At 41.0% G+C, this 16955-nt stretch carries 13 protein-coding genes; 6 read left to right on the top strand and 7 right to left on the bottom strand.

Going from position 1 to position 16955, the window contains the following annotated elements:
* The 5 genes from AC55NX_RS08495 to AC55NX_RS08515 form a co-directional block, all read right to left on the bottom strand.
* Positions 1 to 197, bottom strand: a 197-nt coding sequence (locus AC55NX_RS08495; RefSeq protein ID WP_496995332.1) for a CoA transferase, incomplete at its 3' end; no start/stop codon positions are given.
* 27 nt (positions 198 to 224) lie between these two features.
* A complete protein-coding gene (locus AC55NX_RS08500) occupies positions 225 to 1922 on the bottom strand; it encodes a KS-MAT linker domain-containing protein (protein WP_496995333.1) in 1698 nt (565 codons plus the stop codon).
* Positions 1923 to 2501: 579 nt separating this feature from the next.
* Complete coding sequence (locus AC55NX_RS08505; protein WP_496995334.1) at positions 2502 to 3500, bottom strand: LacI family DNA-binding transcriptional regulator; 999 nt, start codon at positions 3498 to 3500, stop codon at positions 2502 to 2504.
* A 44-nt stretch (positions 3501 to 3544) separates the two neighbouring features.
* Positions 3545 to 5287, bottom strand: a complete 1743-nt coding sequence (locus tag AC55NX_RS08510; RefSeq protein ID WP_496995335.1) for a dihydroxy-acid dehydratase domain-containing protein — start codon at positions 5285 to 5287, stop codon at positions 3545 to 3547.
* On the bottom strand, positions 5277 to 5813 hold the full coding sequence (locus tag AC55NX_RS08515) for a gluconokinase (RefSeq protein WP_496995336.1): 537 nt from the start codon (positions 5811 to 5813) through the stop codon (positions 5277 to 5279). The genes AC55NX_RS08510 and AC55NX_RS08515 overlap by 11 nt, the downstream gene beginning before the upstream one ends.
* A gap of 111 nt (positions 5814 to 5924) precedes the next feature.
* On the opposite strand from AC55NX_RS08515, the gene idnD reads away from it, so the two are divergent.
* The 5 genes from idnD to AC55NX_RS08540 all read left to right on the top strand — a co-directional run bounded on the left by idnD (position 5925) and on the right by AC55NX_RS08540 (position 10796).
* The gene (gene idnD / locus AC55NX_RS08520) at positions 5925 to 6935 is read left to right on the top strand and encodes an L-idonate 5-dehydrogenase (RefSeq protein WP_496995337.1); all 1011 of its coding nucleotides are present in this window, start codon (positions 5925 to 5927) and stop codon (positions 6933 to 6935) included.
* Position 6936: 1 nt separating this feature from the next.
* Positions 6937 to 7701 carry a gluconate 5-dehydrogenase gene (idnO, locus tag AC55NX_RS08525; RefSeq protein WP_496995338.1) on the top strand — a complete coding sequence of 255 codons (765 nt, stop codon included), beginning with the start codon at positions 6937 to 6939 and terminating at the stop codon, positions 7699 to 7701.
* A 119-nt stretch (positions 7702 to 7820) separates the two neighbouring features.
* Positions 7821 to 8828: a TRAP transporter substrate-binding protein gene (locus tag AC55NX_RS08530; RefSeq protein WP_496995339.1), complete on the top strand. Its 1008-nt coding sequence runs from the start codon at positions 7821 to 7823 to the stop codon at positions 8826 to 8828.
* Between the two features lie 62 nt (positions 8829 to 8890).
* Complete coding sequence (locus tag AC55NX_RS08535) at positions 8891 to 9469, top strand: TRAP transporter small permease subunit (RefSeq protein ID WP_496995340.1); 579 nt, start codon at positions 8891 to 8893, stop codon at positions 9467 to 9469.
* Entirely contained in the window at positions 9462 to 10796 is a 1335-nt protein-coding gene (locus tag AC55NX_RS08540) for a TRAP transporter large permease (protein ID WP_496995341.1), read from the top strand. The genes AC55NX_RS08535 and AC55NX_RS08540 overlap by 8 nt, the downstream gene beginning before the upstream one ends.
* Before the next feature lie 294 nt (positions 10797 to 11090).
* On the opposite strand, the gene AC55NX_RS08545 is transcribed toward AC55NX_RS08540, so the two are convergent.
* Complete coding sequence (locus tag AC55NX_RS08545) at positions 11091 to 11609, bottom strand: alpha/beta hydrolase (RefSeq protein ID WP_496995342.1); 519 nt, start codon at positions 11607 to 11609, stop codon at positions 11091 to 11093.
* A gap of 49 nt (positions 11610 to 11658) precedes the next feature.
* Entirely contained in the window at positions 11659 to 12474 is an 816-nt protein-coding gene (locus tag AC55NX_RS08550) for a HEPN domain-containing protein (protein WP_496995453.1), read from the bottom strand.
* 760 nt (positions 12475 to 13234) lie between these two features.
* Between AC55NX_RS08550 and AC55NX_RS08555 the strand changes: the two genes are divergently transcribed.
* Entirely contained in the window at positions 13235 to 16855 is a 3621-nt protein-coding gene (locus tag AC55NX_RS08555) for a YobI family P-loop NTPase (RefSeq protein ID WP_496995343.1), read from the top strand.
* Positions 16856 to 16955: the final 100 nt, after the last annotated feature.

The following is a 16955-nucleotide window of genomic DNA, read 5'->3' on the forward strand; positions in this document are numbered from 1 at the left end:
TTCTGTTGTAGAAAATATCCACTATGCCCCTTAATAAAATACGGATGGTTCCTTCCCGCATCTCCCGCTTTAGGACGTTCAACCTTAATGACTTCCGCGCCTAAAGCAGCTAAACAGCGAGAAACATAAGGGCCAGCAAGAAAGTGGCTGTAATCAATAACTCGAATCCCTTTAAGTGGGGGTGGTTGATTTAACATTTAGAGTTCCCTTAATTTCGAAAAATATTAGACAATAATGCCTTCTTCATATTCGTGTTCTTGAGAGTGATTCGATGATGAGCGCGCCAGAACGAGAACAATCTTTTCACTCATCTTCGCGATCGTTTGCGTTTCATAGAGGCTGTTGAGCGGCAGATCTGCATTCATAGTGTTACGTATCATGGAGAGCATATGCATCCCCAATTGAGAGTCCCCTCCCACTTCAAAAAAATTCTGGTGTCTTCCGATTTGGGGTCTGCCTAGAAGTTGCTGCCAGATAGTAGTCAAGTCAGCTTCGACAGAATCGATTGTTATCTTGGACGACAAGGGGGCATGTTCAGCATTTGGATGTGTACATGTGGATGGTATATAAAAAGGATAAACGGGCAGGTGAATTTTATTCGGAGTTATCTCTCTTTTTATTTCTCTCCATAAAATATCACCTCCTTTTGTCCAATATAGAGCAAGACTGTTTAGGTCTCCTTCTTGTATTAATGCCTTAATCATAGTTTCGCCGCTACTGCCGGACAGAAGAGTCTGAAACTGATTATTGCTGTTTGGGTAGCCACGATAAAGATTAACCGGTACTTGAGATTGATTCATATTCAAGACAGTTTGTACTGAGGTGGTTGTTTCTCCTTCGCTGACGAGAAATTGTGCAATCCCGAGAAGTAACTCATCTAAGTTATTGACAACCATAGCTAATCTATAACTCATGGCCTCTCGACCACATTGTAAAGTATAAGCCAAATTTTGTAGGGAAATAGTGTTCTCAGTTTTGATGAAAGTCGAACTAGAGTCATTGCTCTCCACGATAGACATGTTATTCATGATATGACTCAATAGCAGAGAAGCTCTAAGCTGTAGGGCTTGAGGGGTATTGGCTGACAAAACAATAAGTTCTGGTGCTTCCCAAGTTGTGTTTGTTTGTTGAGGTATTTGTCTCGTAGAGTAGGGTTTTAAATAAGTAAGAGAAGCATCTGATTTACCGTTCCTAAATGAGTCAGATGGCATAATAGCTAAGACAGGTGTTTCATTGGTTTTATGATCTTCGGGTAATTTGCTTAGCATAACGGCCCAAGGAGAAGCACCGGGAACGTGTATATTTGATTTTAGTTTATCGGATTCTTGAGGTATGGATACTCCAAGTACGATAGCAATCTGGGTATTTCCTTCTAGTAGGTATCGATATAACTGATAGGATGAATTAATAGATGTAGGCAGAGAGCATTCGTTTAAAAAGCAAGAAGAAGGTAAATCGAACAATTGGGAGACATGATGTTTTAGATTTTTATAAAGAGTCTTATATTCTTTAGAATTACTGAGATTGGAATAACTTAAGTGTGTATCTGCCGCAAAGTTTGGTTCAAGGCTGGTGTAGAATACAACATTTTTTCCATAGTTTTTTTTGAAAAAAGATCTTGTAAGTCCAGCTGATTCAAATAGTTGCCAGATTGTTTCGAGATAGCGTCTGAGATGCTTATCTATGGGGGATTCTGATTGATATAAATTCTCAAAAAAACTCGGATCGGGAAGCGCAGTACATGTATTGTGATTAAACTCAACGTTGGTTGATGTATCAAATAAAAATGATTTTCCACTACTTAGATAATTTTGTCCAAAATGGTGTTGGCTTAAATGGGATTTATATTGCTGAATGGTAGCGATAATTGCGATGTCGCCAATCTCTGTGGGTTTGCTCTTATTTAATTCCGATTCAGTCATATTGATTCTTCCTGAGCAACGGGTGAGTGACAGTTAACTCATTAATAAACTAGTTGTTATAACATTGTTGCATATAATGTCGTAATGTAAATGTAAAAACAAGTATGAATTGCTCTGGGTTTGTTGGAGACTCACTTGATTGAGAAAATCAGCTAATGAGCAAAAGCCTAAATACTTGCGAGGTGCTACAGTCAATAAACGCTGTCAGCACATTTGTATGCTGGATGACCCTCATCGCTTTATTTTTGGTTTTTGTAGAACTCGTGAGCTGTTGTATTGCACGTTATCCTATTCAGCCTATCCATCGTCATACCACGCATCACTATTGCTACTCAGTAAATTATATCTTTATTAAGTAAATCAACTATATCCAGCGTAAAAAGACTAGCTTTAGCATAGTGGTAATGTCAGACCCATTCAGAATAGGTTAGTCGCATAGGTATGGCAGATTATATCTGCAGGACTATTAGAAAACGGGAAATGAATATGAGTGGCAGAAAAACGAGCCCCAGATTTAATCTGACAGTCCCGGTTTAAAAAATAGGCAACTGTCAGACCCCTATCTGAAGTGATTAGATATTACGCGCTTTCACGAATCATTAACTCAAAAGGGAGTTCCTTCGATAGACTGGTAACCTGTTTGCCTTCAATGATATCAACCAACGTCTTGACGGCGAGTTTTGCCATTTTAGTCCGTGGTGTTCTGATCGTCGTCAGTCTGGGATTGATGACACCAGCAAAATCAAGGTCATTGAAGCCAACAATATCGAGATCTTTACCCACTTTAATATCAAAACGCTGGCATTGCATGATTGCTCCGGCCGCCATATCGTCATTGACAAAAAATACAGCGTCGGTTTCAGGCCATTGACTTAAAATTGCTGATATCGCGTTCTCACCATTATGAAATGATGTTGTTTCTTTCGTCTGAAAAAAGCGATGGGATTCCATCCCGTGTTTTTCCAAAGTGGTTTCCCATGCTAATTTTCTTAACATGGCCCGTCTATCCAACCACGTTGAGCAAAATGCAATATTTTTACGCCCTTTGGAGATTAAATACTCTGTTAAACAAGAGGCAGCCTCAATTTGGTTCACACCAAAATTAGCATTGAAATTCGGTTTTTCAATGCTATCCATAATTTCAACCGTTGGAAGATTCGCTGTATCAATCATCCTTTTGGTATCTAAAGTGTGTTCTGTTTCACTTAAAATAAAACCATCAACATTTCTGGATAAGAAGTTTTCAACCACTTTTTCTTCCCCAAACTTTGTATAGGTCGCATCACCAATCAGCAGGTTGTATCCGAGTTCATCACATTCTGCTTTGACGACGCTAATAATCTCTGCGAAGACCGAGTTGGTAAAACTGGGTACGACTAAAACAATTGATTTACTCGAAGATGAAGCCAGTGTTTTTGCTGCTATGTTTGGTATGTAATTCAGCTCTTTACATGCAACCTCAATCCGTTCTTTGAGCTCAGTTGATACCCGGTTTGGATTGTTTAGCGCTCTGGATACAGTCGATTTATTAATACCCAAATAAGCAGCGACATCGGCAATTGTTGTTCGTTTGTTCATTGTGTGTACTCTTTTATGATGCATCCGATGACTCGGTATTTTTATCATTGTACTATTTTACTCATGGCACCACTATTCGCGTGATCTAATGAAATGCGTATAACATCAAATAAATCATGGTCATCCTCGTGTGTTAGAGAGTGAGTCAATGATAGTGTCGGGCTAAATTTCAGGTTATGGATGATTCCTTTTTCTCCATCAACTTCTATGACGTCCCCGTCTTTAATTTCGGTTATTGGGCCACCTTTTTTTGCTTCAGGAGTAATATGAACAACCGCTGGGACTTTTCCTGAAGCGCCAGATAAGCGGCCATCCGTTAAAAGTGCGACCTGATATCCTTTATCTAAAACGTTACCTAATAACGGCATGAGTTTGTGCAGTTCAGGCATTCCATTTGCAACAGGGCCTTGATTTTTCAAAATGATTACGCAGTCACACCATAATTCATTATTTTTATAAGCGTTGTAGACAGCTTGCTGGCTTTCAAACACTCTGGCTTTTGCGGTTACTTTTCTCTTTGATGGCGCAACAGCGGAAACTTTCATGATTCCCTGACCAATGTTTCCTTGCAGAAGCTTGATACCACCTGTTGCGCTGAAAGGTTCTTTTATTGTGCGGATAATCGAATTGTTACTGATACCAGTTGTTTTCCTATGTATTTGCTCGGCTATCGTACGGTTGTCGAAGCATTTCACATCCCCATGAAGAAGCCCGGCACCTAAGAGTTCATGCATCACTGCAGAAACGCCACCAGCCTGATGAAACTGATTCACATCCGCTTCGCCATTCGGGTAAATTTTTGCCAGTTGGGGAACAACGGAAGACAATGCGTTCATGTCTTCCCAGCAAAGCATAATCCCGGCGGAACGAGCAATCGCGACCAGATGTAATGTGTGATTTGTCGAGCCGCCGGTTGCCAGCCAGACCACACAGGCGTTTATGATTGATTTTACGGTTATCAGTTCATATAAAGCCGGTGCTTCAGTGGACAAGATCGCTTGTATCACTTCTTCCATCACCGCAGATTTGTCGTTGCAAACACTCGATAATCCCGAATCTATCGGCTGAATACCCAATGCTTCAAGCATCACCTGGTTCGTATTGGCTGTCCCATAGAACGTACAGGTTCCTTCACCGTGATAACATTGACATTCAGTGTCTAAAAGTTGTGACGAATCCATGTCTCCGAGGTGAAATTTTTGCCGGGCTGAAGATTTTTCTGAATTGCTGATTCCTGTGGGCATTGTCCCGGAAGGGATAAAATATGATGGCAAATAACCGCGTGATAAGGCACCGATAAGCATTCCCGGGACGATTTTATCACATGTGCCTAATAATATAGCCCGATCAGCCGTCGAGCATGTTAATGGAATGGCTGTCGCCATCGCGATGATATCTCTGCTGATAAGCGATAGTTCCATGCCTTTATAGCCCTGAACAACGCCATCACAAATCGCAGGAACACCGCCGATAAATGAAGCACTGTGCCCCAGCCGGGACGCAATTTTCTTGATCAACTCAGGGTAATGAACATACGGTGCATGGGCTGATACCATTTCATTATAAGAACTGATAATCCCAAGTTTGAAGGTTGATTTTGATCTCATGATGACTCTGCGATCAGTGTCAATTGCAGCCAGCACATGAGCAGCATTACTGGGTTCAATAGCATCAATGCTCATATGTTCACTTTTTAATGCTTTAATTTTTGTTAAATAGGCTTTTCTGGATACTTCCGAGCGCTTTTCTATTGTTTGTGTCAAATGTTCAATCGCTTCATTCAGCATAATTAACCCCATTAATTGCTTTTAAAGCAATATCAACAACTTCTTCTAAATTTCTTGAATCTATGTCGATTTCAACATAATCAATGGATTCAGTAGGACGCGGTTCAATTAAGGTTTGGAACTGACTTCTTAGCATTTCATCGCCAGAGAAATAATGGGCTGCTCGTTTTTTCATTCGTTCACTGATGACCTCAAATGACCCTTTCAGATAGATAAACAGAACATTTTCTTGAATCCCTTCTTGCAGCAACATTCTATATTCAGGCTTAAGGCAAGAGCAGGCAACAACTAGGCCTTTCTTTTCTTTGTTGCATATTGTTGCCATTTGGTTCAATGAGTGCAGCCATGGTTTTCTGTCTGAATCGGTGAGCGGTATTCCACTTCTCATTTTTTCCACATTTTCAATTGGATGAAAATTGTCCGCATCTTCATATCTATATGATTTTTCTTTAGATATTAGGGTTCCAACACTACTTTTACCACAACCTGAAACACCCATTACAAAAATTATATTTTTATCTTTCATTTTGCTTTGTCTCACATTTTTTTAATCATCTGCTTTAAATATAACCGATCTAAATATAGCATGGCAAGCGGTTGCCAAATCAACATTGAAAACGAAATAATAGGAATGAGCATGGAAATTAAAGCGATAAAAGTTTCCGGGAAGCATCAAGTCAGTATTGAGAATACGTCCATCGAGGCTGATGAAAATGAATGCCTGGTAAAAATTACACGAGGTGGGATCTGCGGATCCGATATCCATTATTACCAGCATGGTGGTATCGGTGATTTTTCTTTACAGCATCCTATGACGCTTGGACATGAAGTTATCGGCCGTTTATATCCATCCAATGAAACTGTAGCAGTTAACCCGAGTAAACCATGTGGCGCATGTGAGTACTGTAAGTCAGGTCGGTCTAATCAGTGTTTGGAGATGGAATTCTTCGGTAGTGCTATGCGAACTCCTCATGTTGATGGCGGTTTCGCCGAGTATGTGAAAGTCAGAAAGGACCAAATCGTCCCTTATGATGAGAACAAGTCGCAAGATATTATGGCTTTTGCTGAACCTCTTGCCGTCGCCATTCATGCCGTCAATCAATCCGGAGGTGTCGTCGGCAAAAAGGTGCTGGTTACAGGATGTGGGCCTATCGGTAGCCTTATTATTGCGGCTTGTCAGGCCGCGGGAGCGAGTGAGGTTGTCGGGTCCGATTTATCCGAAAGGTGTCGGGATATCGCAACGGCAATGGGGGCAACTTCTACTTTTTCACCCATGGATACGGTTCCGGATCTGTATATCAAAGAGAAAGGTTATTTTGATGTTTCATTTGAAGCATCAGGTGCAGTACCAGCATTCCACTCATGCATTGATATGACTAAAGCGGCAGGTGCTCTTGTTCTTGTAGGGATGAGACCTGGAATGGTTGATTTTCCATTAACCAAATGTCTTGCAAAAGAAATCAATGTCAAAGGTTCATTCCGATTCATTTCTGAGTTTGAAACCGCAGTCAAGTGGTTAGAAACAGGAAAAATTAATCCATTGCCCCTACTCACTAAAGTGTTCTCCTTCACAGACATTATTGAGGCACTGGATCTGGCGGCAGATAAGTCTAAGGCAATGAAAATTCAATTATCATTTGAGGATTAATATGAAGAACTTATTCGATTTAACAGGGAAAAAAGCACTCATTACAGGTTCGGCTCAAGGGATTGGCAATTTGTTAGCGCGTGGTTTAGCGGAGTATGGTGCTGAAATTATTATTAACGATATTACTCAGGAACGCGCTGAAAAAGCAGCGAATGAATTCGTCAATCAAGGGTTAAAGGCAACCGGCATTGCGTTTGACGTAACAAATAAGACTGAAATTGAAAAAGCAGTCAGACAAATTGAACAAGATATCGGTGAAATTGATATATTAATCAATAACGCGGGAATTCAACGTCGTCATCCATTTTTAGAGTTTCCTGAAAACGACTGGGATGATGTGATTAACGTCAACCAAAAAGCGGTTTTCCTGATGATGCAGGCCGTTGGGAAATATATGGTTAAACGGCAACGAGGCAAAATTATCAATATTGGTTCGATGCAAAGTGAACTCGGACGAGACACAATTACGCCTTACGCTGCATCTAAGGGAGCGGTAAAAATGTTAATTCGGGGAGGGTGTGTTGAACTGGCAAGACATAACATTCAGGTTAACGGTATTGCACCCGGCTATTTTATTACTGAATTGACTAAACCATTAGTCGACAACGAAGAATTCACGTCTTGGTTATGTAAACGTACGCCAGCAAATCGTTGGGGAAATCCCGATGAACTGATCGGGGCGGCTGTTTATTTATCAGCTCCGGCATCAGATTTCGTGAATGGACATTTGCTGTTTGTCGACGGTGGTATGCTCGCGGCGGTTTAAACCGCTTACCCATATGAATGATTAATAAAAACAAAAGCTCTACACATCATTCATTCATCACAATAAACACATTACTAACAATAACTAAACGACTAACAATAAACAAAAGGTCTACCCATATGAAACTAAAAAAACTCATTATTGCTACGGCTTCTCTGGTTATTGCTGGCTCAGCATTAGCTGAAGGCGTCCATCTGAAGTTTCAAAGTTCAAATTTCACAGGAGAACAAGTCTACACGATTCAAAAAAAATGGGCCGATAGTGCGGCAGCAGCATCAAATGGTCGCATCACCATTGATTTACTTCCTTTAAATTCCGTTTTGAAATCTTCGGATATGTTAACCGGCGTAAGAAATAAAATTATTGATGGTGCAGTTGCTACGGCAGCGATGTATTCGGGGGAAGATCCAGGATTTGGCCTCATTGGTGATACGATTTCCGCATGGAATAGTGATGAAGATATCCTGAAATTTTACTATTACGGTGGTGGTTTCGAAGTTGTCGATAAAATATTCCAGGCATATGGTGCAAAATTAATTGGTGTTTCCGTTACCGGGGCCGAATCTTTACCTGCAAAAGTAAAAATAGAAAAAGTTGAAGACTTCAAAGGTGTGAAAATTAGAGCGCCTTCCGGACCGATTCAAAAGCTATTTGCACGAATGGGCGCTGCACCGGTTGGTTTGCCAGGCTCCGAAATTTATACCGCGTTAGAAAAAGGAATTATTGACGCGGCAGATTTCTCAACCTTCGCAAATAACCAAAAACAAGGTGTTCATGCTATCGCTAAATTTCCTATTTATCCTGGGATTCACTCATCCCCAGCCGTTCATACGATTATGAATCTGAACAAGTGGAATGCACTCTCTAAAAATGATCAAGCGTTTCTGATTGAGCACTTTAAAGGAATGGCATTGGAGTCTCTCCTTCAGGCTCACTATGAAGACCAAATTGCTTATAAAGAAGCGATTAAGCAAGGTGTAACGCCAGTCAATTGGAGTGCTGAAGAAAGAGATAAAGTCCGATCTTATGCAAAAGAGATTTGGAAGGAAATCGCAGACGAATCCAAATTAGGTAAAATGTATTACGATACACTACTTAATTTCTTAGATAGTCAAGGAATGTTATAAGTTAGCGGTGAAACCTTAGCCTGACAATGTATTTAATTGTCAGGCTGAGTGAGGGATTTATCATGAAAAATGATGTAATAGCAAAGATTGACTCGATATTTATTCGTTTGGGTGACTGGCTTTCAATTATATTTTTCTGTGTAGTGGTAATCAGTTTTTTCGAAGTTGTCATGCGATATGCTTTTGATAGTCCAACAACTTGGGTTCATGAAACAACGACATTTATTATTAGTTTATCGTTACTTTATGGTGGTGTTGCCTGTTATGCAGATAATAAGCATATCCGCATGGAATTTATAAAACAAATATTTAGCAAAAAAGTTCAATGGTACATGGAACTACTCGTTGAAATATTTATGATTATTTTTATTTTAATGCTTACTTATGGTGCTTTTTGTTCTGCTCGAGATGCCTTTGTCTCACCATTTGGTACTTTTAAGATGCAAACATCAGGTACTGTGTTAGACACACCGTTCCCTGCACTGAATAAAGGTTTTTTCTTATTAACATGTGTCGCTATGCTTATTTTGTGCATTCTTCATATCACTCGGCATATTCTCAAAAAAAACGATGAAATTATTGAAGTACATTGTGAAGACGATGAGAAATCGTTATTAAAACAAGGAGGAAACAATGCTTAGTGCTCTGGGGTTTGGTGCGGTTGGCATAGGGATGGGGACAGCTTTTATCTTCATCGCGATGATTTTTCTCTTGTTTATTGGGATGCCATTAGGCTTTTTAACCGGGTTTGTGGCACTTGCATCTTCTGTATTATGGTTTGATACAACAACAATCATGCAAATGGTTGCTTCTCGGGTTACCGATTTTACTTCATCATATACGTTTGTTGCTGTTCCAATGTTCGTATTGATGGCAACCATGCTTGACAAAACTGGTATCGCTCGCGATTTATATAATGCAATGCGAGTGATGGCCGGCAGAATAAATGGTGGCGTAGCGTTGCAAAGCATGGTTGTCGCGGTGCTTTTAGCTTCCATGTCCGGAATCATTGGTGGCGAAACTGTGTTACTTGGCATGCTCGCATTACCACAGATGCTACGACTCGGTTATAACAAGAATCTGGCGATTGGTTCGGTCGTTGCCGGCGGTGCATTAGGAACAATGGTCCCGCCGAGCATCGTATTAATTATTTATGGCATGACTGCCAATGTTTCCATCGGTGATCTTTTCCTTGCTTCGGTTCCTGCAGCGCTGCTCCTTTCCGGCTTGTACATGCTGTATATTTACGTGTTATGTAAATTAAATCCGGGCTATGGTCCTGCGATTGATCAGTCTGAACTTGAAAATTTAACCAAGGAAGATAAAAAGAAAATTCTGGTCGATATTGCGATTCCATTAGCGATTGCCGGATGGATTCTAGGTAGTATCTATGGCGGTATCGCTTCAGTAACCGAATCTGCCTGTGTTGGTGTCGTCGGTGTAATACTTGCTGCATGGCATCGCAAAGAGCTGAATAAAAACATCATTGTTGAGTCGTTGACACACACGATGAAAACTGTCGGGATGATTATCTGGGTTGGTATCGGTGCAACGATGATTATTGGCGTTTATAACCTCATGGGAGGAGATAAATATATTGCTGATATGTTCATGGGGCTGGATGCACCCCCGATTTTTATTATTTTGATCATGATGGGGGTATTACTGGTCTTAGGGATGTTCTTAGATTGGATTGGGGTTGCAATGTTAACCATGCCTATCTTTGTTCCCATTATAACGAGCCTAGGCTTTGACCCGATTTGGTTTGGTGTTTTGTTCTGTGTGAATATGCAAGTGTCTTTCCTGAGTCCGCCATTTGGCCCGGCCGCTTTTTATCTGAAAAGTGTCGCGCCGAAGGGAATCGAACTGACGGATATTTTTAAATCAGTATGGCCTTTTATCATCATGCAACTGATTGTGTTAGCAACGATTTTGACTTTCCCGGAATTTGTCACCGGGTTCCTATAAGATCAAAGGAATGGATTCAGTTCAACCTTAAAGCGTATTGAACATTGTAGCGGCTGTTGAACCGCATCCATCATATCGTGTATTGACACTTCCCCCTCGCAACACCACGCAATATCAACGGATATGCGGAGAGAATCGCTCTTTTCGCATATCCGAATCACATATTCCCATCTCGTTGAATCAGGGCATCAAGCGGGATGAACTGTCGTTGCTGCAGATATAGACAAGATGGTTGTTAAGTTCTTTATTGAAAATAATCAATTAGTTATAAAATGTAAAATAACAATTGAGCGACTATGTTGGTTGCCAGTCAGAATTTTCTTTTAATCGTAAAGATGTTACGAGACATAAGTGATCTCCTGCGCTATCTCCAACAAGACTTATATTATGTGGGTCACCACCCCACTCAGCACAGTGGTCACGTATAATCAAAGTTGAGTTATATGCGTCATCGTGTGCTGCTGGATAAGTATACTCAGGCGCTAATCGGTACTTTACTGCTATGACAATTGCACCAGAAACATTAGCCAGTTTTCTAAGTTGTTGATCATGGGTATCGAACCCACCACTAACAAAACAACCACCATGAAAATATATCGTTACTGGTAGTTTTTCTTCAGCCGATGGTTTATAGATGCGTAGCGTTGAACCATCAATCTCTACCTCTCTTACTTGATATACAGGCTCGCTTTCCCCTGCAAGAGAGACACTGTCCAAGTAGCCTTGTCGCCGCTCAGCAATAGACTGATTCCTGACGGAAGGGCATCCTGCCTTGATAAAACCTTCGACAAGCTCTTTTATCCCCTTCTCCAAACTAAGACTTACTATTCAAGACGCTCCTGTTATCTATTACATATTCAAGTTAGTGAATTATTCTTTTCAAACAAACCTGTTCCACCAATCCTTTCAACCGCTGCACTTCTGTTTCCAGATATGCCAATTCTTCCTCGGTGATCTCATAATGCTCCGAATAACGAGCTTCAATATAGGCGCGTTGCAGACGGCGGAAGCAGCGGCGGTGGAATTTGTTGTCGAGCGGGAAAATTGCAGCGAACTCGGTATCGATTTGAGCACAGAGTTTCCCCAGTTTTTCGATATTGTGGGATTTGGGTAAATAATTGGTGCAGGTCAGTAGGGTACAGGCAAAGAGTTTTTCAGTGACTTGATGAAGCTGAAACGCCGCAGTCTTCAGATGATGATTCGCAGTCATGAGTTCAAAACACATAAAGAATTCGTTGGCACTCGTAAACCACTGTTCATAATGCTTACGAGCGATCTCCCGTTGCTCTGCTTCGGTTAAATCCCCCGGCTCTGCCAGCGGTTTTGGGGTGGCGGCAAACAGTTCAATCCCTTCTTCGCGGATATCTTTGAAGAAATAATGCCCTTGCTGTAGCCGCTCGTTCACTTCCTGCAAATCATGGACAATCAATCCCAGCGGTGCCGAAGTGACTTTACGGTCGATCTGCTCTTTGGCCCGTTGCCAGACGACATCTTCTTCAACCAGTGCGGCTTTATTCACAATCACCAGAATATCATAATCGCTGATATAGCCATTGACCGGATCGTTGACCCAAGTGCCTTTGGCATGGCTGCCGAACAGAATGATTTTCACAATACGAAACTCGCTTTTACTCGCCGTTTTACCCTGAAGATAATCTTCCAGCGTATCGCGCAGAATGGTCGAGAGATGTTTTCATAAAGCGGTATTCGGTCGGTGTGGATTGAATGGCTCATAGGATAAAAGAAGCGAGCGGCAAAAAACACTGTTTGTCATGGTTTTAGTGGCGTTGTCTAGGGAAATGCGACGGAGTTCGGTTTTAGTGGTTTGTCTTGTTGTAGCCTCCGGCACCGAAATATGACGCACTTTAAGGTGTGTGTCCTGATAAGCGCGTAAACAATGAACCTATCTGGTGAACAATAAATTTCTATCGATGATCTATTAACCTACGACCATGATTCGTTTGTTAATTATTCAGATGTACAGCAGATATTCGATGGTCTGGATTGGATTGTACGTCGTAGTCAATTTGGAAATTTTACACCGTCGATGCTAATAACAGGTAGGACTGGGGCAGAGGATTATATAGGGTTGCCGGAATCAGGCTTTCAGCTTCCTTTTCCATAAATAAGATGTTATGCGTAATTAAGTATCGACGAAGTTATGCCATAGATATGATGCAAAAGCCCTCAGTACAAATACTTTCTCGAATTGGTCACCGACGGAACTTGAACTTATTGCTTGTCCTTTTTAGCCAAAGTTGTTAGAAATCAATAATCGCTACTGAGTTTTTTTAGTCTGTATTAGACTGTATTTATAATAACAGAGATTGAAAACATAATTGCTTTCCCATTCATTAAGTTCAACCCGCTAGCAGAATTAGTTTTTCTAGAAGCAACATTGCCATTAATTAAAGAAGTTTTAAAAAGTTAAGCATCGTATGACAAAGACCATCATTTCCCTAACTCGTTGGCTTGCCAACAGCATGAATAGTATTGCGTTATGGCTCGAAAGCAAAGATAACTCTGCCAGCAGCCAATCAAAATTCGTAGACCTTGCGCCTACTGATGAAGCAGACAAAGATGGCGTATATTCCGAAGCGATTCTATTTGCGACAAACAATGAGAAAGTCTCCAATATTGCTCTGACTGGCCCTTATGGTTCAGGTAAGAGCAGCATCATTCAATCCTTCTTGAAAAAGTATCGGCGGCCTGCGCTTCATATCTCTCTCGCTGCGTTTGTTCCTGAAATTGACGTAGATGATGAAGCAGATGAGAGAAAGGTGAGCCGTCAAGAGATTGAAAGAAGCATTCTTCAGCAAATGCTCTATGGTGCAGACGCTAATAAGCTGCCATTATCACGGTTCAAAAGAATTCAGTCGCCCGGCGTTTGGTCGATTTTGAAATCTTTTTATATGATGCTTGGCATTGTCTCGCTTTGGTTTGTATTTCATCAGCGAGAAAAAATTATCAGCGGCACTTTTTTCGAACCTCTGACCCTCAGTAATTGGCTTAATTTAGGGATTTTTGGGTTCGCGGTCATATTCTTTTGGGTGATACTACATCACTTGTATGTTGCCAGTTTTGGCTTATCACTCAAGAGTATTTCGTTGAAGAGCGTAGAGATAAAGCCAGCACATGAGGATCAGACTTCCATACTAAACCGTCACCTGGACGAAATAGTCTACTTCTTTCAATCAACCAATTACGATCTGGTCATTATAGAGGACTTAGACCGATTTAATGACGCTGATATTTTCGTCACACTGCGTGAAATTAATAGCTTGGTAAACGAGAATGCAGGAGTAAAGCGTACTATAAGATTTCTTTATGCTCTGCGTGACGATATGTTTGTGAATACGGATCGCACTAAGTTTTTCGAATTTATTATCCCTGTCATTCCGATTATCAACACATCGAATTCAATCGATATGGTATTAGCTCAGGGAAAAAGACTTAAACTCGATGAGCGCCTTGAACCGCAATTCCTGAGAGAGGTATCGAGATACCTGAACGATCTGCGGTTAATTCAGAATATTTTTAATGAGTATGCCGTTTATGTTGCTAATTTAGAAAAAGATGAAGAGAATCTGCTCGACCCCAACAAACTCCTCGCAATTCTGATCTATAAAAATGTTTACCCAAGGGATTTTGAGCAGCTACACCGTGGTGAGGGTATGCTTGCCAAAATATTGAGCCACCAGGATGAACTGATCGAACAGAGTGGGGCAGCGTATAAAGCGGAGATCTCGGAACTTGAAGCGCAGCTTGAAGCCGCTGAGCGGCAGACGCCATCAGACCTGAAAGAATTACGGCAAATTTATGCTATGGCACTAATTGAGAAGCTTCCAGAGGATACTGCCAGTGTTAGATTAAATCACGGTTGGATTTCACTTAAAAATCTTGTTAGCCATGATGAGTTTGAGCAATTGATAGAAGCGTCTCAATTAAACTACTACTCAGGCAGAAGAGGTCATTCGAGCCAAGTCAATGTGTCCCAATGGCAAAAAGAGATAGATTCTCAAAAATCCTACCAGCAGCGCAAGGAAGAGCTCGAAAACAAGACAACTGATAATAAAAACAAGATCTTAAGCCAAATACGAGATCTAAGAGTTAAACTCTCAACACTTCGTACAACAAAGTTGAACGAGTTATTACGAGTGAATACTGACCGCATACGGGATCTTTTTGAGAATTTTGGAGAAAACGGAGAGCTTGCCCGTTTTCTTATCCTAGAAGGTCATATCGACGATACCTATTATCAATACACGTCGCTCTTCCACTCTGGCCGTATGTCTCCTAATGACAATAAGTTTTTGATTCAAATACGGGCATTTACCACGCCTGAACCAGGTTTCCCGATCGATAATCCCAAAGAGGTTATCGCCGCTATGCGAGATGAGGATTTTCGACAAAGCTATGTCTTAAACGTCAAACTTGTCGATAATCTTCTGAGTGACCGGACGCTTTACTTTGAGCAAACGAAAAAGCTCTTTAAATTTCTTTCGTCAGAATTCGAAAGCTGTGAAAACTTTTTCGATGCTTATTACAGCAGTGGCCAAAATGTTGCGGGTTTACTTTCGGGGCTGGCTAATAGTTGGGATGATTTTGTTCCAACGGCCATCGCCAGCGGCAATAATATTTCTCACGTTATCCAGATAGTTTCGAACTTACCGGAAAATTTACTCAAAAAGCTTGCAATGGAGTTTGCAGAATTTCCGACGTTTGTTGCGGAAAACCTTCCTGAGATTCTGCTGAATGTACCTGGCTTGGCGTCAGAACGACTTGTTTGCCTTGGTTTTGAAGTTAAAGATCTGACCGCAATAAAAGGACATCATGAAGTCGTAAACGTCATGTTCGAGCGGGGACTTTTCGAACTCACGCTTGCAAATATGGAATATATTTATCAGGCATTTGAGGGAGAGAGCGATCTTGAGCCGCTACATAAGAAGAATTTCACGACCATACGATCGATGCATAGCCCAATTTTATTGCAGAGAGTTGAACGCGATTTTGACCGCTATTTACGTGATATTCTTTTGGTAATTCAAGAGAATTCAGAAGAGGATGCTTCCACTATTCTGGCTGTCATTTGCCACGATGAGCTTGAGCAAGATGATCTGAGAACATTTCTTGAGCGGCAGACAATACAGCTCCCATCTTTAGAGGATGTTCCTGAAAGATTGTATGAAATGCTGTTTAAGCTATGCATGATCGAACCAACTTGGTTGAATTGTCTTGCTTTTATGGAAAGTGAAGGTTTTGAAGCGGAGAGTTTGGTTGGGTACCTTGATCGAGATGTTGTCCGTTCAACTATCCTGAAGCATCCAATACCCAGCGATTCTGATTCATTGAAGTTGCGTCAGCTGATACTTCATGCGGGTTCGTTGTCTGATGTCAGTTATACAGAGTATGTGCGTGCTTTACCCAAGCATTTCAAAGAGTTTCCTACAGAGTTCGAGTTAACAAAGCTTCGAATTCTTATAGATGAAGGAAAAATTACATTCACTAGGGAGAGTTTGGAAGCGCTCTCTGACAGCAGGGATTTACAGGTACGATTCGTAGTGGCCAATATCAACATATACTTGGCTAATCCAGACAACTTTGAACTCGACGATGACTTCCTGGAAGCGCTTCTTCAATCTGAAATTGATAACGTAGCTAAGCTGGGGGTAATAAAATTGATGGATCTGGATGCACTCGTGAACCTTCCAGAGCGAGCCGCCCTTGTCGGCCCTATTATTAACAGCACGGACTCTAAGATGTCCAACCTTAATGGAAATATTGTTCAATCTCTGGTCATACACTCTCAACCTATAGATACGCAAATTTCACTCTTTAACAAGTATCACGAACTAATGGAGGATGACGAAGTGCGTTACGTTTTGGCTAATCTTCCGGAACCTTTTTCCGAAATAAATACTGGATATTATTCCCCGAGACTACAAAATACTCCCGAGAATCGGGAATTAGTCAAATGGCTTGATTCAAGAAAAATTATTTCGTCATGGAGTGAGGGTATCTTCAATGACGAAATTAAAGTAAATCTTTACAGGAGCTGAATAAGATGAATTAGTCAGAAGGTTGTCTGTAAGTTTCGTTTCCTTAGAGTGGTCCCGTCAAATGAAACATCGACATGCATGGTTGAAGTTTTTACCAAAT

The sequence above is a fragment of the Vibrio rubrogenes genome, from assembly GCF_059641415.1.